This is a genomic window from Bradyrhizobium sp. 33ap4 (genome assembly GCF_032654765.1).
Classification (GTDB): domain Bacteria; phylum Pseudomonadota; class Alphaproteobacteria; order Rhizobiales; family Xanthobacteraceae; genus Bradyrhizobium; species Bradyrhizobium australafricanum.
The window spans coordinates 29,182-46,565 of record NZ_JAUMTJ010000029.1; the positions used below are offsets into that span (position 1 = coordinate 29,182).

The window sequence follows — 17,384 nt, forward strand, 5'->3', positions numbered from 1 at the left end:
CTTCACCCGGTAAAGACTTCGCCGCCGGCGACCGCGACGGCTTGTCCGTTGATTGACGATGCAGTCTCGGAGGCAAGCCAGAGGATGGCGTCGGCGACCTCCTCCGGCGTCACCAGCCGCTGCATCGGATTGACTTTGGCAAGCGCAGCGCGCGCCTCCTGCTCGCTGCGGCCGGTCTTGGCGACGATGTTCGCGGCGGCATCCGCCACCAGCGGCGTATCGGTGTAGCCGGGGCAGACCGCATTCACGGTGACGCCGCGCCGTGCATATTCCAGCGCCAGCGAGCGCGTCAGGCCGATGACGCCGTGCTTGGCCGCGACATAGGCGGAGACGTAGGCATAGCCGGTGAGGCCCGCGGTCGAGGCGACGTTGATCACGCGCCCGCGGCCGCGCTGCGCCATGCCTGGCAGCACGGCTTGCGTCACCAGGAACACGCTGGAGAGGTTGCTCGCCAGCATGTCGGCCCACAGCGCCGCGCCGGTCTTGTCGAACGGCGCGCTCGCGGCCTTGCCGGCATTGTTGACGAGAATATCGATCGGGCCAACTTCGGCCTCGATCTGCGCGAAACCCTTGCTCACCGCGGATTCATCCGTCACGTCGATCGAAACCACGGCGCCGGCCTGCTTGTCGAGCGATGCCGCCGTCGCTTTCAGCGCGTCGATCCGCCGTCCGGCGATGCTGACGCGCACGCCGGCTTTTGCCAGCGCGAACGCCGTCGCGGCGCCGATGCCGGAACCGGCACCGGTCACCAGCGCATGTGCGTTGGGCCAGAACCTCATCATGCCTTCACTCCCGCAGCCGCGCGTTCGAGATTGGCCTCGTATTGCGACTTGCCCGACAGATACTGCTTCGGCCACGCGATCTGCTTGACGCCGATCTTCGCAGCCTCATGCAGCGTCCAGGCCGGATCGGCGAGATGCGGCCGCGCGATGGCACAGAGATCGGCGCGGCCGGCGGCGATGATCGAGTTGGCGTGATCCGCCTCCGAGATCGCGCCGACCGCGATGGTCGCGATGCCGACCTCGTTGCGGATCTTGTCGGCGAACGGCGTCTGGTAGAGCCGGCCATAGATCGGATGGTCGTCGGCCCAGACCTGCCCCGAGGAGCAGTCGATCAGGTCGGCTCCCGCCTCCTTGAACAGCTTTGCGAAGACCAGCGCATCCTCTGGCGTGTTGCCGCCCTCGGCCCAGTCGTGACACGACAGGCGGACCGACATCGGGTCCTCCGGCCACACCGCGCGGACGGCGCGGAACACCTCCAGCGGATAACGCGCGCGGTTCTCGATCGATCCGCCGTAGTCGTCGGTGCGGCGGTTAGTCAGCGGAGAGAGGAAGCTCGACAGCAGATAGCCGTGCGCGCAGTGCAGCTCCAGGATATCGAAGCCGGCGGCCGCAGCGCGCCTGGCTGCGGCGACGAACTGCTCGCGCACCTCGTCCATCTCGGCGCGGCTCATCGGCTCCGGAATCTGGCCGTCGGGCAGATAAGGCACTGACGAAGCCGACACCAGCGGCCAGTTGTGGTCCGGCAGCGCTTCGTCCATGCCTTCCCAGGCGACGCGCGTTGAGCCCTTGCGGCCGGCATGGCCGAGCTGGATGCCGATCCTGGCTTGCGAATTCTGATGCACGAAGTCGACGATGCGCTTGTAGGCCGCCGCCTGCGCGTCGTTCCAGAGGCCGCAGCAGCCGGGCGTGATCCGCGCTTCCGGCGACACGCAGGTCATCTCCGTAAACAGAAGGCCGGCACCGCCGAGCGCGCGGGAGCCGAAATGCACCAGATGGAAGTCGGTCGGCACGCCCTCCTCCGCCGAATACATCGCCATCGGCGAGACGATGATGCGGTTATGAAGCGACAGGCCGCGGATCTGGAATGGCGTCAGCATCGGCGGCGTGACGCGGTCGTTGGTCGTGGCCACGCCGCTGCGCTCCGCGAACCAGCGCTCATAGCCCTCGAGCCAGGTCTTGTCGCGCAGCCGCAGGTTCTCGTGGCTGATGCGCTGCGAGCGGGTCAGCAGCGAATACATGAACTGCTCCGGCTCCAGCGTGTCGGCATAGCGCGAGCCGACCACTTCGAACCATTCCATCGCGTTGCGCGCGGCGTTCTGGATCCGTGCCACGTCGACCCGGCGCAGCTCCTCGTAAGCCTTGAGCACCGCGGGAATGCTGTCGCGCGTCGCGCCGTGGATCTTGAACTGGTTGGTCAGCTCGATCGCATCCTCCAGCGCGAGCTTGGTTCCCGAACCGATCGCGAAATGCGCGGTGTGGGCGGCATCGCCCATCAGCACGACATGGCTGTTGCCGTTGAACGCGGTCCATTTGCCGCAGATCAGCCTGGGAAACGACAGCCAGGCCGAGCCGCGCAGGTGCCGCGCATTCGAGACCAGATGATGCCCCTCGAGGATTTCCGCGAACACATTCTCGCAGAACGCGATGGAGTCGCCCTGCTCCATCTTGTCGAGACCGTGGGCGAGATAGGCCTCCTCGGTGGTCTCGACGATGAAGGTCGCCGCGCCCTCCTCGAACTTGTAGATGTGCGCCTGGAACCAGCCATGCTCGGTCTTGCGGAAGTCGAAAGTGAAGGCGTCGAACGGACGGTTGGTGCCGAGCCAGATGTAGCGGTTCGGCCGCATCAGCATGTCGGGTTGGAACGTCTCGGCATATTTGACGCGCACCTTCGAATTGACGCCGTCGCATGCCACGACGAGATCGGCGTCGGGGAATTCGAGATCGGAATTCACCTCGCGCTCGAAGATCAGCTCGACGCCGAGTTCCTCGGCGCGCGCCTGCAGGATGTTGAGCAGCCGCTTGCGGCCAATGCCGACGAAGCCGTGGCCGGTGGTGCGCATGCGCCGGCCCTTGATCAGGACCTCGATGTCGTCCCAATGGTTGAAGGCCTGCTCGATCGTGTCAGCGGTGACCGGATCCCATTTGCGCATGTTGTCCATGGTCGCATCCGAGAACACCACGCCGAAGCCGAAGGTGTCGTAGGGCCGGTTGCGCTCGACCACCGAAATGACGTGCGCGGGATCCAGCATCTTCATCAGGATGCCGAAATAAAGCCCGGCCGGCCCGCCTCCAATGCAAACGATACGCATGGCGTTCTCCCGTTGGCTTCGGCGGCGCGGGCACGGACGAGGCGCGTTCCCCTGGAGCCGATACGGGATATTATTTTATACTTAAAATAATTGTCAAGGGAGTTGGCGCCCCACCCAACGCTGTCGTCCCGGCGCAGGCCGGGACCCATACGCCGCAGCAGATATTGTCGGCGGGACTCGTCGTTCCAGCGACGTACAACAATGACGATCTGTGGTTATGGGTCCCGGCCTGCGCCGGGACGACACTGAACTTGTTGCCGCTGATTTGCCCGTCGAAGGCGTGGCAAGACGGCGGATTGCGCTGCGCTAATCCGCCCTACGCCGACGACAGGCCGCGCCGCGCGCCCTCAATGCACCGCGGCGTACAGGATCTTGTCCTGCGTCGCGTCCGCCGCGTCGAACTCGGCGACGATGCGGCCGGTGCGCGCGACCAGGATGCGGTCGGACACCGCGAGGATCTCCGGCAGGTAGGACGAGATCACCACCACCGCCTTGCCCTCGTCGGCGAGGCGGCGGATTTCGCCGTGGATGTGCGGGATGGTGCCGACGTCGACGCCGCGCGTCGGCTCGTCGAAGATGATGATCGAGGGGTCCTGCACCAGCGTCTTGGCCAGCACCACCTTCTGCTGGTTGCCGCCGGACAGCTCGATGATCCTGGCCTTGCGCTGCAATGCGCTGATCTTGAGCCGATCGACCCAGTAGCTGGCGAGCTTGCTGCGCCGCGCGCGCGACAGCAGGAAGCTCCAGCCCTTTCCGGTGGCGAGGCTGCCGATATAGACGTTGTCGTCGACCACCATGGTCTCGAAGAAGCCGTTGGCCTTGCGGTCCTCGGTGATGTAGGCGATGCCGTCATTGATCGCCTGCCGCGGCACGCGGTAGCGGATCGGCTTGCCGCGCAGCCGGATGGTGCCGCCATTCACCAAATTGCGCTTCAGCGCGCCGTAGATGATCTTGGCGATCTCGGTGCGGCCGGAGCCGATCAGGCCGGCGATGCCGACCACCTCGCCGGCATAGACCGAGAACGACATGTTCTTGACCGCCATGCCCATGGTGACGTTCTCGACCGTCAGCACCTTCTCGCGGCGTTGATGGGTTTTCGCCTTGCCGCCATAGACCGCCTGCGCCACCTCGCGGCCGACCATGTGCTGCACCAGCGCATCGCGCGTCAGCTGCCTGGCCGGCGCCGTGATCACCAGCTTGCCGTCGCGCAGCACGGTGATGCGGTCGGCGATCTGCAGCGACTCCTCCAGCGCATGCGAGATGTAGATGATCGAGACGCCGCGGGCGCGCAGGTCGCGCACCAGATGGAAGAAGTGGACGATCTCCTCCGGCGTCAGCGATGCGGTCGGTTCGTCGAAGATGATGATGCGCGCCTTGTTGTAGATCGCGCGCGCGATCTCCACCATCTGCTTCTTGGCGGTGCCGAGCAGCGCCACCGGCGTCGCCGGATCGACGTGGAAGTTGAGCGACTGCAACAGCTGCTGGGCCTGGATGTTCAGGGTGCGGAACCGGGTCAGCAGCTTTTCGTTGCCGAGCTCGATGTTCTGCGCGGCGGTCATGGTCGGCACCAGGCTGGTCTCCTGATAGACCATGCAGATGCCGGCATTGAGCGCGTCGCGCGGCTGCTCGAAACCGGTCGGCTTGCCGTCGAGCAGATAGTCGCCGGAGGTGAGCTGGATCGCGCCCGCGATCGCCTTGCACAGCGTCGATTTGCCGGCGCCGTTCTCGCCGACCAGCGCATGCACCTCACCGGGATAGAGGTCGAAATTGACGCCCTCGATGGCGTGGACGCCGCCATAGATCTTCGAGCCGTTGGTGATCCGCAGCACCGGCTCGCGGACTGCGGAGGTCTCTGCCGTCTTGGCGCCGGGGGTCGCCTGCATCACACCGTCATTCATCGCAGCTCTCCCGTATGGCGCAGCAGGCGTCCGGCGCCGCGCGCCGCGATCACGACGCCCGATGGCGTGGCGCAGGCGGCGGTGACGCCGTGGAAGCGGCCGCCGGCGCGGCTGTGCAGGCCGTCGGTCGCATCGCCCTCGGCATCGAGATGCACCAGCAGACCATAGGAGCGCGGCGGCGCCCACGGCTTCTGGATGCCGAGCGCCTTGACGCTGCCGATCTGCATCGGCTCGAGGCAATCGCTGCCGCCGGCGAGCGCCGGCGCGACCCAGTAATCCGGCGGCATCGTCGCCATCATCTCCTCGCGGAAATCGTCTTCCTTGAGCACGAACTCGATCAGGTGGGTGCGGCGGGCGAAGATGCCGAGCAGCATGCCGCCGTGGCCGTCCGGATGCAGCCGCGCCGGATAGCCCGGCATGTTGCCGGCGACGGTCTCGCGCGGACCAAGCCCGTTGCCGCCGAGCGCGAACCGGCTGAGGCGATGGGCCCAGCTTTCGGTGAGCCACAGGCTGCTGCCGTCGGCCGAAACACTCACGCCATAGGGATAGGGCAGATCGCGCAGCAGCAGCTGCGGATTGTCGAGCCCGGCGCCGCAGCTGACGAGCCGGCCATCGGCGCGCTTCTCCATCAAATCATGCCGCCATTCGCCCGGGCGTCGGCCGGTGCTGCCTTCGACGGCATAGATGCGGCCATCGGGCGCCGCCGTCACCGACAGCAGCCCTGTGAGCGCGCTGCCGCCGGCAGCCTCCAGCCAGCGCGGATCGGGCTTTGCCGGATCGATCGCGGCAAGGCCCCTGCCCGCGACGCAGACCAGCAGGCGGCCGTCCGGATGCAACGCGAGCCCGCCGGCATCATCCTCGAACTCGGCGACGACCGTACGTGTCGACAAGTCATTGCCGCCGAGCTTCAGCACCCGGCGTCCGGCCGAGACATAGACCGCGCCGTCGCCGGCGGCGATCACGTCGTCGACGCCGGGCAACGGCTCGCCGATCGGGGTGGCGCTGTCGAGCCGGTCGTTCGGGCTCAGCGCACCGTCGAGCGGCGGGATCGCGTTCTGGCCGCCGTCGCGGTCGATGACGCTGCGGATGTCGCGCAGCAGATGATCGAAAAATCCCATTACGTCGTCACCCTGCTCTTTGCGCCCCAATAGGCATCGTAGCCGGTCCAGCTGTCGTCGACGCCGTCGAGCTTGATGCGGCCGATCCGGTTGTTCTCGAGCCCGCCGAGATAGAGATAGCCCTGGTGCTCGCGCATCGAGGTCAACGTCGAATGCGAAATGCCGGTCGGATCCCACCAGGATTCCAGCGCCTCGCCCTGCTCGTTGAATTTCAGCACGCAGCCATGGTTGAGCGCCGGCGCCAGCCACTCGTCGGTCGGCACCTGCTTCACCATGCGCAGGCGGAAGCCGGGCTTTCGCGCGCCAAGGTCGAAAGTCGGCGTGCGGATGCCGACCAGCGCCAGCCAGTAGGTGCCGTCGGACGCGCGGTTGATATTGTCGGGGTTGCCCGGCAGCTCGTCCATCAGCACCTCCGTCTTGCCCTTGTTCGGCCCGTCGATCCAGTGCCGGAACACCTTGCACAGCGAGGTCGACGCGATCAGGATCGACTTGCCGTCATGCGAGACGCAGATCCCGTTCGGGAAATAGAAGTGGTTGATCACCGTGCGCGTGGTCCTGGTCGCCGGGTCGTAGCAGACCACGCGGCCGTTCGGCCGGCCCTCGAGGATGTCGAGGGTGTTGGTGGTCATCTCGTAGCGCGTGGTGCAGTCGCTGAAATAGATCTTGCCGTCGGGTGCGATGTCGAGGTCGTCGGCCATGCGCAGGCGGCTGTCGTCGTTCAGCTTGTACCAGGTGCGGTTGGTCTCGTCGGTGACCTTGAAGATGCGGCCGTCGGGCGCGACGCCGTAGACGCCCATGCCGGCGACGGCGACGATCAAATTCTCATCGCGATCGAACTGCATGCCGAGCGGCCGGCCGCCGATATGGGCGAACACCTCGCGGGTCTCGAAGTTCGGCCCGGAAAAACGGATCACATTGCCGTCGCGGGTCGAGCCGTAGAGCCGGCCCTGGCGGTCGAGGATGACATCCTCGGGCCCCTCGACCTGATCGACGCCGATCGCCTGCGCATTGATTAGCCGGTCGTTCTGCGCATAGGGCGACGCCGCGCCGGGCTGCACCGCGGGCGCCGAGGCGAGCGGCACGAAGGCCGGATTGACATAGATCTTCTGGATCGCCTTGCCGCGGTTCTTCGACCATTTGACGTCGATGCCGACGGCCGCGAGCAGGATCATGCCGGTCACCGCCGAAGTGACATAGCCCGGGATGCCCATCCGCACGAGGCCGTTGATCAAAAGAAAGATGATCAGCGCGCCGATCATCGCCCGCCACACCGTGCCCTTGCCGCCGGCCAGCGACACGCCGCCGAGCACCACGGCGGTGAGCGCCTGGAATTCCCATCCCACGCCCGTGGTGGAATCCGTCGAGGCTTGGCGCGCGGCGTAGAAGATGCCGCTCGCCGCACACAGCGTGCCCGACAGCACATAGGTCATGAACAGCATCAGGCGGACGCGGATGCCGGCATGACGCGCCGCCTTGCGGCTGGCGCCGATCGCGGTGAGATGCCAGCCATAGCGCGAGCGCGACAGGAAGATGTGGCAGATCAGCAGCACCACGAACAGCGTCGCCGCATTGACGGGAATGCCGAGCACGCTGCCGCCGCCGATGAAATCCCAGGCATCGCTCTCGACCGAATTGGTCGCGAATACCTGGGCGTAGCTGGTGTTAAGCAGATTGACCGAAGCGCGCAGGATGATCAGCGTCACCAGCGTGGTCAGGAACGGCCGCGTCTTCAGGAAGCCGATCAGAAAGCCGTTGATGCTGCCGAGCAGCGCACCGACCAGCAGCGTCGCCGGCACCGCGAGGCCGACCGGCCATTCGCGCACCAGCAGGAAATACAGCGCCGCGAAATTGCACAGCGCGAAGATCGCGCCGACCGACAGGTCGATGCCGCCGGTGACGAGGCAGAAACCCATCGCGAGCGCGACGAAACCGAATTCGGCAAACAACCGCAGCAGCGACACCGAGTTCTGCACCGAGGCGTAGTCGGGAATGGTGAGCGCGAAATAGGCCCACAGCCCGATCATCACGGTGAACGGAACGACCGGCTCGAACCACTGTTTCAGCAACAGCTCCGACAGCAGGAGCCGGGGTGAGAACCGCCGCACCGATGCGGAAAAGGAATCAACTGCCATCGACATCGCCAAAGCACTCCCTGATCCGGTTTCAACGTTTCCGGATTCTGACCCGTGATACAGCCGGCGCGGGAATGCCCCCCGCGCCGGCTGTCTCGCGCCTTGTTAGTTTTTCTTGGGTAGCGCGAAGCAGGTGCCGCCGAGCGAGGCGTTGGTCTTATCGATCCAGATCGGCCGCGTGTAATAGGACAGGTTTTTGGTGCCGGGCTTGTCGCCGGACATCAGCAGCGTCTCGGCTGCGAACATCAGATCGTGACCCTGCTCGGTCGCCTTGTAGCTGAGGAATTTGCTGAAATTCCCGGAGTTGACCTGGTCGCAATCGAGCTGCGAGCCCTCGCCCGAGGCGAACACCTTTACATCGTCGATCTTGCCGGCATTGCGGATCGCCTGCGCGGCGCCCGACTCCATGATGCCCCAGAAGCCGATCGAGGCGCAGAGATCGGGGTGCTGCTGGATCACGGTGGCGGTGATGTTGAGCGCGGTGTTGGCGTCCCAGTTCGCGGCCTGGTTCGACACCACCTTGATGTTGGGATCCTTGTTCAGGACCTCCATGATGGCGCCGACCTGGTCGACGCTGGCCGCCGCGGTCAGTTCGCCCTGCACGATCTGCACCTTGCCCGACTTGCCGGAGCCGGTGCCGCAGGCCTTCACGGCTTCGTTCGCCAGCATCCTGCCGATCTCGCGCCAGTCGACGCCGACAAAGGCGCCGGACTTGTAGTTCGAGGCCATGTTGACCTGGATCACATGCGTACCCTGGCTTTCGGCGCGCTTCAGGTCCTTCATCAACAGCGTCACGCTCGGATTCTGCACGATCAGGACGTCGGGCTTCTGGTCGACCAGCGCGGTCAGCGCCTGCTGCATGGCCGACGGGTTGTTGTTGGGGTCGCGCACGATGTATTTCATGCCGCGCCACTCCGCCTCTTCCTGCACGACGCGGCCCCATTCGTCGGACAGCGGCACGCCGAGTGCGATCGGCAGATAGGCGACGGTCTTGCCCTGCAGCGACTTGTCGTACGCTGCGCGCAGCTCGCGCCCGGCCTTGGTACCTTCATCCTGCGCCGACGCCGCGAACGGCATCGCGGCAAGCGCCACCCCGGCGAGCAGGATCGTCCAGAACTTGGTCGTCTTCATCGTCTCCTCCACACAAAATTCTTTTGATTGATTTGGAATCGCTTTGATTGGCGCGAGGGACGCGCCCAGTCTTCATGTCCTAGTCGCCTTGCCGCGCGGTCTCCTCGTCGCGGGGGTGCAGCCAGTTGTCGAGCACGATGGCGGCCAGCAGCACCACGCCCTTGATGATGTTCTGCACCTCGCTGTTGACGTCCATGATGGTGAAGGCGTTGAGCAGCGTGCCGATCAGGATGCAGCCGACCACGACGCTGAACACGCTGCCGCGGCCGCCGATTAGGCTGATGCCGCCGATCACGACGACGAGCACGACGTCGAAGATCATGGTGCCCTGGGTGATCGCCATCTGCATGCTGCCCGTGGTGCCGACCCAGACTAGGCCCGCAATCCAGGCGAGCAGTGCAACCAGCACGTGCTCGAGCACGATCAGCGGCCGCAGCGCGACGCCGGTCAGCCGCGCGGCCTCCGGATTGTCGCCCTGCGAATAGATGAAGCGGCCGATCGAGGTGCGCGACAGGAACAAATGCATTGCGATTGCACAGGCCGCGAACACCAGGATCGGAACCGGGATGCCGAACAGCCGTCCGGCGCCGAGATACATCAGGCCCGGCGCATCCTTCGGCGCATAGACCACCCAGGCCGGCGCGATCCAGAAGGCGAGGCCATAGATCACGAAACCGGCAGCCAGCGTCACGAACAGCGCCGGCGCCTCGACGAAGGCGACCATCACGCCGTTGACGACGCCGATCAGCACCGCGACCGCCAGCGCCAGCAGCACTGCCGTGAAAACAGGCATGCCGTTCTGCATGTAGATCAGCGCGATCGCCCAGGAACCCGCCATGATCGCGACCTCGGAGAGGTCGATGCCGCGGCTGATCACGATAAGACCCATGCCGAGGCCGAGCACGCCGAGGATGGAAATACTCCGCAACAAATTCAGGAGATTGGAGACGGTGGCGAAGCCGTTCAGCGTCAGGCCGAACACGATCAGGAGCGCGATGGTGATCAGGAGCACGATCTGCTCCTGGCTCGGTTTCGCAAACATTGCGCCCAGGCGAGATGATGCCGCAGGGACAGCAACGCCGCGCGATGGCGATTGCACGCTCATCGTTTCCTCCAGGTATTATTTTGCTTGAGACTTTAAGAGTGCCGATTAGTATTCGTCAAATGCATTCGGCGGATACGGATTGATCATTTCCATGCATGTACGCGACGTCGATCTGAACCTGTTCGTCGTGTTCGACGCGATCTATTCCGAGGGCGGCGTCAGCCGCGCCTGCTTCCGCCTCAACCTGACGCAGCCCGCGGTAAGCCATGCGCTCAGCCGGCTGCGCGCGATGTTCAACGATCCGCTGTTCGTGCGCCGCAACCACGTGATGACGCCGACCCCGCTGGCCCGGCAGATCATCACCACGGTGCGCCAGGCGCTCAACGGCCTCGAGACGACGCTGACCCACACCCACCGGTTCGATCCGGCGCAGACGCCGAAGCGGTTCGTGATCGGGCTGCGCAACAATCTCGAGGCACCGATGCTGAGCGCGCTGATCAACCGCATCAGCACGGTGGCGCCGCTGGTCGAGATCGCCACCGTGCGCAGCGAGCGCAACAATCTCGAGCGCGAGCTTGCCGCCGGCACCCTCGACGTCGCGATCGATACGCTGTTGCCTCTGTCGGCGGAGGTGCGGCGCGAGCAGATCCTGACGGAGCATATCGCGGTGTTCGCGCGGCGCGGCCATCCCGAGCTCGGCACCCGGCTCGACAAGAAGGCTTATTTGCGCATGGAGCATGTCTGCGTGACGTCGCGGCGCAGCGGCCTGTCATTCGAGGATTTTCAGCTCCAGCGCCTCGGCCTGACCCGCACTGTTCGCCTGACCTGTCAGAATTTCGCAACCGCCTGCCACGTCGTGAGCCGCAGCAACATGCTGCTGACCGCCTCGGAGAGCGCCGCCTCCGTGCTGGAAGATCCCGGGCTGCTGCAGTGCTTCCCCTGCCCGTTTCCGATCAGTCCGCACGTCAATTATCTCTACTGGCACGCCACCGCCGAGGACGACACCACCAATCAATGGCTGCGCGAGCAGTTGCGCGCCGCCGCGGCGCTGCTGGCCGGCAGCCGCTTCAGCAAGAAGAATCGCCGCGCAGTGAAAGCGCGCCCCAGGGTCGGCATCCCGCTTCCGGCCAGCCTCGCCGCCGAATAGCCGCGTCCGCCCGGTATTATGGCGCAAACGCCACAAGCCTACCGAAACTCCGGTTCCTAGATTCCGGGAGGGTACCGTGAGCTAGGAGAAGCGCCGTGTGGCGGCGCGCGGCTTGGGCCGCAACGCTCTTAAGTCTTTTGATTGTATGCCGGAGCGGCGTCGGCGACAAAGTAGCCGTGCGTATTGGGATTATCGACCCTCCGCCAGCAAAAGCCGCTTTCACGGCGGACCTGTATGAACTCGAGATAGACCAAATTGCAATAGAACCAGAGGGTTTTGCCGCCTTTGCGCAATGGATCCGAAAACTCGCCGCTGGCGATGAATTCAAATTCGTTAACTTGCATTCCGTTTGGCCGCCGAGGCTGTTCAGATACCGGGTGGAACCATGAAGCTGAAACGTGGATCGTTTACGGCGATCTTCTTCCTTGCATGCGTCGCGGCACTAGAGCTTGAGCAGGTAGTGCTGGAGGTGATTTGACCGCAATAACCGGCAACTTAGTGCCTTGAGGCGTTTTCAGATCGTTCCGTGATCGGGGAGAAACATATTGCTGGCGCTCGCACGAAATAGAGCGCAGCTTTGTCTCTATCACCGCACGGCCTTTCGGCATCTATCGGTGACGAGATCGCTGTCAGTCACCGCGCTCCCGCCTCGCCCCAAGCAACGCAAGTGGAGCGCGCAATGCCTGAACTGCCACGTTTCGAATCCCATTCTGTCCCGGCACGCATTTGCCTTGGCATTGCAGCTTTCAGTACTGCCGTGCTCGTCCTCATAACCCTTGTGGCGTTTGCGCCATAATACCGCGTCGGCCCACCACGCGGATCGGGTCCGAGCCGTCCCAGGTCGCGGCCACGGTCCTGATCGTCTCGAAAAACCGCCCCTTCGATCCCGAGATGTCTGAGATCTCGATCACGGTGCCGGCATGGCCGGCGGTGTCGAAATAGGCGAAGCGTCCCCTGGGGCCGCCGATCTGGCCTTCATGACCGACCGTGAAGCCTGCCGCGACGGCGCGGTCATAGAGCAACTGGTAGTCCGTGCTCCAGTACGACATGTGCTGCAGGCCCTCGCCGTGGCGCGCCAGAAAATCCAGATACATCGACGGCGCGTCGTTGCGCTGTTGGATCAGCTCGATCTGCAGATCGCCGGAATTGGCCAGCGCGATCGACATCTCGACCGCGGAGTCCACGCCGCGATAGCGGAACCAATCGACCTTGACCGAGGGGATCAGGAAGAATGGCCCGACCCGCAGTGTCTCGGTCCAGAACTTCAGCGCCGCATCGATGTCGCGAACGACGTAGCCGTTCTGACAGACCTTGCCGAACAATGCGCTCATGCGCCCTCCCCGCCGCTCACAAACCGCTGAGCCCGCCGTCGACCGCGAGCGTCTGCGCGGTGACATAGACGCTTTCATCCGACATGAAGAACAGCACGGCATAGGCGATCTCCCACGCCGTCGCCTGACGGCCGAACGGGATATGCCCCTTGCCGCGCGACGGCCGGCCCGCGCCGGCCTCGCGGCCGTTCGGGGTGTCGACCAGCCCGGGATAGACCAGATTGGCGCGGATGCCGCGCCGCGCGCCCGTGTGTGCGATGTTGCGCATCAGGCCGCCGAGCGCGGCCTTGGAGGAATCATAGACCGCCATCTGCGATCCCGCCTTCAGCGCCGCGATCGAGGAAATGAACACGATCGAGCCGCCGTCTTCGAATTTCGGCAAGGCCGCGCGGCAGCACAGCATCGGGCCGCGGACATTGACGTCGTAGATCCTGTTCCATTCCTCCGCGCTGACATTGTCGAGCCCGGTCTTGCCGAAGGTACCGATGTTCAGCACCATGCCGTCGAGCCCGCCCATCGTGCGATGCGCCTCGTCGATCATCCTGATGACGTTGGCTTCCTTGGTGACATCGGCGGCGATCGCGAAAGCGCGGCCGCCGTCAGCAGCGATGCGCGCAACCGTGTCCTCGGCCGAGGCGCGGTTGAGGTCGGCGACCGCGACATGCGCGCCCTCGCGTGCGAACAGCAGGCTCATGGCGCGGCCGTTGCCGATCGGATCGGTGGCGGCATCGAACACCCGCTGGCCGCCGCCGACCACGAGGATGCGGCGGCCGTTGAGGCGTCCCCTGCCCGGCGCGGTACCCGAGGATTCCGCGCTCAGCGGACGGACATAGCGCTCCGGCTCGGGGTCTTGCTTGGCCTCTTGCGAAGTCTCCGACATCTCGTCAACCCTGCTTCTTGCCGCCTTCGAACACGGCCATGCCGGCGGCCGGATCGAGATCGGTCTCGGTCGCCTCGGTCAGCCGCGCCATCATCATGTAGAAGCCGAGCGCGACGATCGCCTCGACGATCTCCTGATCGCTGAAATGCTCGCGCACCGCGGCAAAGGCGGTATCGCCGACGCGGACCTTCTCGACCACCTCGCGGCCGAAGCGAAGCAGCGCGCGCTCGGCTGCGTTGAGTGCGGCATCGTCGTAATCGCCGCGCTCGACGGCATCGATCTGCGCCTGGGTGACGCCGACACCGAGCGCGATCGGCACGTGCTGGCGCCATTCATAGGCGCCGCCCTCAAGCTGCGCGGCCTGCAGGATCAGGAGCTCGCGGTTGACCGCCGACAGCTTCTGCTTGTGCAGGATCGAATTGGCGAGCCGCATCGCCGGGATCATATTGGCCTCGGCATGGGCCATCATGCGGAAGATGTTGAGCTTGACCGGCATGCGGTCGAATGAGGCGCGGATCTCTCCGCTCGTCGTCTCCGGATCAATCAGGGGCAGCCTTGCCACGCGTGTCTCTCCCTTTTTTGCTTGTTCGTTATTCTTGCCGTCGGTGCGACCAGCTAATGCACCGGGCCGACCGAGATCAAGCCGACCGGCTCGACATTGCCCGAATTGCGGGGTTCAGCCATGCGGTTCCGCGCTTGAATCCGCATCCACGGGCAGGCATAAGGAGCGCCAACTCCCCTAAAAAATGCCCTTAGCCCAAGGATTTGAGAAGGATTTACGATGCCCGCCTATCGCTCCCGCACCACCACCCACGGCCGCAACATGGCGGGTGCACGCGGCCTCTGGCGCGCCACCGGCATGAAGAACGAGGACTTCGGCAAGCCGATCATCGCGGTGGTCAATTCCTTCACCCAGTTCGTGCCCGGCCACGTCCATTTGCAGAATCTCGGCCAATTGGTCGCGCGCGAGATCGAGAAGGCCGGCGGCGTCGCCAAGGAGTTCAACACCATTGCGGTCGATGACGGCATCGCGATGGGTCATGACGGCATGCTGTACAGCCTGCCCTCGCGCGAGCTGATCGCCGACAGCGTCGAATACATGGTCAATGCGCATTGCGCCGACGCGATGGTCTGCATCTCGAACTGCGACAAGATCACGCCCGGCATGCTGATGGCGACGCTGCGGCTCAACATCCCGACCGTGTTCGTCTCGGGCGGACCGATGGAATCGGGCAAGATCGTGCTCAAGGGCAAGAAGCGCGCGGTCGACCTGATCGACGCGATGGTCGCGGCCGCCGACTCCAACGTGTCGGACGAGGACGTCGCGGTGATCGAGCGCTCGGCCTGCCCGACCTGCGGCTCCTGCTCTGGCATGTTCACCGCGAACTCGATGAACTGCCTGACCGAGGCGCTCGGCCTCGCGCTGCCCGGCAACGGCTCGGTGCTGGCGACGCATGCCGACCGCAAGAGCCTGTTCGTCGAAGCCGGCCATCTGATCGTCGACCTCGCCCGCCGCTACTACGAGCAGGACGACGCCAAGGTACTGCCGCGCAACATCGCGAACTTCAAGTCGTTCGAGAACGCGATGACGCTCGATATCGCGATGGGCGGCTCGACCAACACCGTGCTGCATCTGCTCGCCGCCGCGCGCGAGGGCGAAGTGCCGTTCACGATGACCGATATCGACCGCCTGTCGCGCAAGGTGCCGGTGCTCTGCAAGGTCGCGCCCTCGGTGCAGGACGTCCACATGGAGGACGTGCATCACGCCGGCGGCATCATGGCGATCCTCGGCGAGCTCGACCGCGCCAAGCTGCTCACGACCGACGGGCCGACCGTGCATGCCGCAACGCTGGACGATGCGCTGAACCGCTGGGACGTGGTGCGCACCACAAGCGACAAAGTACGCAACTTCTATTGCGCCGCGCCGGGCGGCGTGCCGACCCAGGAAGCCTTCAGCCAGGACCGCCGCTTCGACGAGGTCGATCTCGATCGCGAAAAGGGCGTCATTCGCGACGCCGAGCATGCCTATTCCAGGGACGGCGGCCTCGCCGTGCTGTTCGGCAACCTCGCCGAGGACGGCTGCATCGTGAAGACCGCCGGCGTCGACGAGAGCATTCTGAAGTTCTCAGGTCCCGCCCGCATCTTCGAGAGCCAGGACGCATCGGTCGAAGCCATCCTTGGCAACAAGGTGAAGGCCGGCGACGTCGTGCTGATCCGCTATGAGGGACCGCGCGGCGGCCCGGGCATGCAGGAGATGCTGTACCCGACCAGCTATCTGAAGTCGAAAGGCCTCGGAAAAGCCTGTGCGCTGATCACCGACGGCCGCTTCTCGGGCGGATCGTCGGGCCTGTCGATCGGCCACGTCTCGCCGGAAGCCGCCGAAGGCGGCCTGATCGGCCTCGTCGAGGAAGGCGATATCATCGAGTTCGATATCCCGAACCGCAAGGTCAACCTCAAGGTCGACGATGCCGAGCTGAAGCGCCGTCGCGCAGCGATGGAAGCCAAGGGCAACGCGGCCTGGAAGCCGGCAGCGCCACGCAAGCGCGCCGTCTCAACCGCGCTGAAGGCCTATGCGGCGTTCGCCAGCAGCGCGGCCAAGGGTGCGGTTCGCATCCTGCCGGAGTGATCGGGGCGAGCTGGCCGCTTTTGGCTTCGGTCTCGTGGCGGAGTTGCTGCACCTCTCCCGCTTGCGGGGTCGAGACGAGCGAAGCTCGCTCTTAGGTCGACGCGCGACGAGCGACGCGAAGCGTCGTCCGCAGCGCGGCGGGGGTGGGGGCTCTTTCCACAATACGACTCGCGGAGCGAGCCCCCACCCCGGCCCTCCCCCGCAAGCGTAGGGCAATCGCATATGGCCGTTTGAGGTAATCGGAGTTCCCACAAACTCGTCATGGCCGGGCTTGTCCCGGGCATCCACGTCTTCGTTTCCACGCGGAGAAAAGACGTGGATGGCCGGGACAAGCCCGGCCATGACGGCGCGGAGGAATCGGTTCATTCATATGCGATTCCCCTGCCCGCAAGCGGGAGAGGGAGCGCATTGCGGATGTAGCTGGTAGTCGACCTGTGACGTCAGCTCACGTGCAAGTCGGCCGCCTCGATCCGGATGCGGTCGGCATGCAATGACCAGTCGCACAGCGATTGCTCCTGGCAAAACTTGACCTTGGCCATCTCGGTGGCCTGGCCCTCGCTCGAGGCGTCGATCTCAAGCGCACCCTGGCAAACCTCGCGCTCGCGGCCATTGCCGCCGAGCACGTCTTTCATGAAATGAACGACGAAGCGTGACATGGAACCCTCCCTGCTGCACCGGCAGAGCCCGGGGGTACCACGCTAGCACTAACACGAAAGGGTAGTGAGTTAATTCGGCTGATACGCGTGCGACTGTTCGCAGCGGGAAAAGCTACGCGCCGGCCTGGGGCAGGCTGGCGGCGGCGATCGCGACGATCTGCGCAAGACGGCGGCCGATCCTGGCGGGCGCGTTGCGGAGCAATGACTGGACCTGTCGCATGAACCTCTTCCTTCCGTGCCCGGAATGGTCGGGCACAGACGGAAAATGGCGATTTCGGGCTAAGCCGTCGATATCTCAGGGAAAATAACAACGGACGTGTTGCGAGGCG

15 protein-coding genes are annotated in these 17,384 nt (G+C 65.0%); 3 read left to right on the plus strand and 12 right to left on the minus strand.

The window, feature by feature from the left end:
* Nucleotides 1-2: 2 nt before the first annotated feature.
* From Q2M23_RS22505 to Q2M23_RS22535, 7 genes are all read right to left on the minus strand, one after another.
* On the minus strand, nucleotides 3-782 hold the full coding sequence (locus tag Q2M23_RS22505; RefSeq protein WP_253587311.1) for an SDR family NAD(P)-dependent oxidoreductase: 780 nt from the start codon (nucleotides 780-782) through the stop codon (nucleotides 3-5).
* Entirely contained in the window at nucleotides 779-3,091 is a 2,313-nt protein-coding gene (locus tag Q2M23_RS22510) for a bifunctional salicylyl-CoA 5-hydroxylase/oxidoreductase (protein WP_316397089.1), read from the minus strand. Before Q2M23_RS22510 ends, Q2M23_RS22505 begins: the two co-directional genes overlap by 4 nt.
* A 347-nt stretch (nucleotides 3,092-3,438) precedes the next feature.
* Complete coding sequence (locus Q2M23_RS22515; protein ID WP_076833429.1) at nucleotides 3,439-4,974, minus strand: sugar ABC transporter ATP-binding protein; 1,536 nt, start codon at nucleotides 4,972-4,974, stop codon at nucleotides 3,439-3,441.
* Nucleotides 4,975-4,985: 11 nt separating this feature from the next.
* Nucleotides 4,986-6,107, minus strand: a complete 1,122-nt coding sequence (locus tag Q2M23_RS22520) for a hypothetical protein (RefSeq protein ID WP_316397090.1) — start codon at nucleotides 6,105-6,107, stop codon at nucleotides 4,986-4,988.
* Nucleotides 6,107-8,245, minus strand: coding sequence for an ABC transporter permease (locus Q2M23_RS22525; RefSeq protein WP_316397091.1), 2,139 nt, complete (start codon nucleotides 8,243-8,245; stop codon nucleotides 6,107-6,109). Before Q2M23_RS22525 ends, Q2M23_RS22520 begins: the two co-directional genes overlap by 1 nt.
* 99 nt (nucleotides 8,246-8,344) lie before the next feature.
* Nucleotides 8,345-9,370 carry a sugar ABC transporter substrate-binding protein gene (locus tag Q2M23_RS22530; RefSeq protein ID WP_076833596.1) on the minus strand — a complete coding sequence of 342 codons (1,026 nt, stop codon included), beginning with the start codon at nucleotides 9,368-9,370 and terminating at the stop codon, nucleotides 8,345-8,347.
* A gap of 79 nt (nucleotides 9,371-9,449) precedes the next feature.
* On the minus strand, nucleotides 9,450-10,382 hold the full coding sequence (locus Q2M23_RS22535; RefSeq protein WP_229191388.1) for an ABC transporter permease: 933 nt from the start codon (nucleotides 10,380-10,382) through the stop codon (nucleotides 9,450-9,452).
* Nucleotides 10,383-10,566: 184 nt separating this feature from the next.
* On the opposite strand from Q2M23_RS22535, the gene Q2M23_RS22540 reads away from it, so the two are divergent.
* On the plus strand, nucleotides 10,567-11,562 hold the full coding sequence (locus tag Q2M23_RS22540; RefSeq protein ID WP_076833425.1) for a LysR family transcriptional regulator: 996 nt from the start codon (nucleotides 10,567-10,569) through the stop codon (nucleotides 11,560-11,562).
* 128 nt (nucleotides 11,563-11,690) lie between these two features.
* Here the strand turns inward: Q2M23_RS22540 and Q2M23_RS22545 are convergent, their stop codons facing one another.
* Nucleotides 11,691-11,906, minus strand: a complete 216-nt coding sequence (locus tag Q2M23_RS22545; protein ID WP_076833423.1) for a hypothetical protein — start codon at nucleotides 11,904-11,906, stop codon at nucleotides 11,691-11,693.
* 41 nt (nucleotides 11,907-11,947) lie between these two features.
* On the opposite strand from Q2M23_RS22545, the gene Q2M23_RS22550 reads away from it, so the two are divergent.
* Nucleotides 11,948-12,040, plus strand: a complete 93-nt coding sequence (locus Q2M23_RS22550; protein ID WP_316397092.1) for a DUF6471 domain-containing protein — start codon at nucleotides 11,948-11,950, stop codon at nucleotides 12,038-12,040.
* A gap of 289 nt (nucleotides 12,041-12,329) precedes the next feature.
* Here Q2M23_RS22550 and Q2M23_RS22555 read toward each other — a convergent pair whose 3' ends face one another.
* From Q2M23_RS22555 to Q2M23_RS22565, 3 genes are read right to left on the minus strand one after another with little or no spacing between them, the layout of a single operon-like run.
* On the minus strand, nucleotides 12,330-12,893 hold the full coding sequence (locus Q2M23_RS22555; RefSeq protein ID WP_076833421.1) for a VOC family protein: 564 nt from the start codon (nucleotides 12,891-12,893) through the stop codon (nucleotides 12,330-12,332).
* A gap of 16 nt (nucleotides 12,894-12,909) precedes the next feature.
* Nucleotides 12,910-13,773, minus strand: coding sequence for an SDR family oxidoreductase (locus tag Q2M23_RS22560; RefSeq protein ID WP_316397093.1), 864 nt, complete (start codon nucleotides 13,771-13,773; stop codon nucleotides 12,910-12,912).
* 4 nt (nucleotides 13,774-13,777) lie between these two features.
* Nucleotides 13,778-14,335 (minus strand): carboxymuconolactone decarboxylase family protein, encoded by a 558-nt coding sequence (locus Q2M23_RS22565; RefSeq protein WP_141340879.1) that lies wholly within the window; start codon nucleotides 14,333-14,335, stop codon nucleotides 13,778-13,780.
* A 219-nt stretch (nucleotides 14,336-14,554) separates the two neighbouring features.
* On the opposite strand from Q2M23_RS22565, the gene ilvD reads away from it, so the two are divergent.
* The gene (ilvD, locus tag Q2M23_RS22570) at nucleotides 14,555-16,399 is read left to right on the plus strand and encodes a dihydroxy-acid dehydratase (RefSeq protein ID WP_229191386.1); all 1,845 of its coding nucleotides are present in this window, start codon (nucleotides 14,555-14,557) and stop codon (nucleotides 16,397-16,399) included.
* Nucleotides 16,400-16,839: 440 nt separating this feature from the next.
* Here ilvD and Q2M23_RS22575 read toward each other — a convergent pair whose 3' ends face one another.
* Nucleotides 16,840-17,055 carry a hypothetical protein gene (locus Q2M23_RS22575; protein WP_028331505.1) on the minus strand — a complete coding sequence of 72 codons (216 nt, stop codon included), beginning with the start codon at nucleotides 17,053-17,055 and terminating at the stop codon, nucleotides 16,840-16,842.
* Nucleotides 17,056-17,384: the final 329 nt, after the last annotated feature.

What these genes read in the sequence shown, in the direction of transcription:
- Q2M23_RS22505 (WP_253587311.1), bottom strand. Translation starts at nt 782, where the DNA reads ATGATGAGGTTCTGGCCCAACGCACATGCGCTGGTGACCGGTGCCGGT.
- Q2M23_RS22510 (WP_316397089.1), bottom strand. Translation starts at nt 3,091, where the DNA reads ATGCGTATCGTTTGCATTGGAGGCGGGCCGGCCGGGCTTTATTTCGGC.
- Q2M23_RS22515 (WP_076833429.1), bottom strand. Translation starts at nt 4,974, where the DNA reads ATGCAGGCGACCCCCGGCGCCAAGACGGCAGAGACCTCCGCAGTCCGC.
- Q2M23_RS22520 (WP_316397090.1), bottom strand. Translation starts at nt 6,107, where the DNA reads ATGGGATTTTTCGATCATCTGCTGCGCGACATCCGCAGCGTCATCGAC.
- Q2M23_RS22525 (WP_316397091.1), bottom strand. Translation starts at nt 8,245, where the DNA reads ATGTCGATGGCAGTTGATTCCTTTTCCGCATCGGTGCGGCGGTTCTCA.
- Q2M23_RS22530 (WP_076833596.1), bottom strand. Translation starts at nt 9,370, where the DNA reads ATGAAGACGACCAAGTTCTGGACGATCCTGCTCGCCGGGGTGGCGCTT.
- Q2M23_RS22540 (WP_076833425.1), top strand. Translation starts at nt 10,567, where the DNA reads ATGCATGTACGCGACGTCGATCTGAACCTGTTCGTCGTGTTCGACGCG.
- Q2M23_RS22545 (WP_076833423.1), bottom strand. Translation starts at nt 11,906, where the DNA reads ATGCAAGTTAACGAATTTGAATTCATCGCCAGCGGCGAGTTTTCGGAT.
- Q2M23_RS22550 (WP_316397092.1), top strand. Translation starts at nt 11,948, where the DNA reads ATGAAGCTGAAACGTGGATCGTTTACGGCGATCTTCTTCCTTGCATGC.
- Q2M23_RS22555 (WP_076833421.1), bottom strand. Translation starts at nt 12,893, where the DNA reads ATGAGCGCATTGTTCGGCAAGGTCTGTCAGAACGGCTACGTCGTTCGC.
- Q2M23_RS22560 (WP_316397093.1), bottom strand. Translation starts at nt 13,773, where the DNA reads ATGTCGGAGACTTCGCAAGAGGCCAAGCAAGACCCCGAGCCGGAGCGC.
- ilvD (WP_229191386.1), top strand. Translation starts at nt 14,555, where the DNA reads ATGCCCGCCTATCGCTCCCGCACCACCACCCACGGCCGCAACATGGCG.
- Q2M23_RS22575 (WP_028331505.1), bottom strand. Translation starts at nt 17,055, where the DNA reads ATGTCACGCTTCGTCGTTCATTTCATGAAAGACGTGCTCGGCGGCAAT.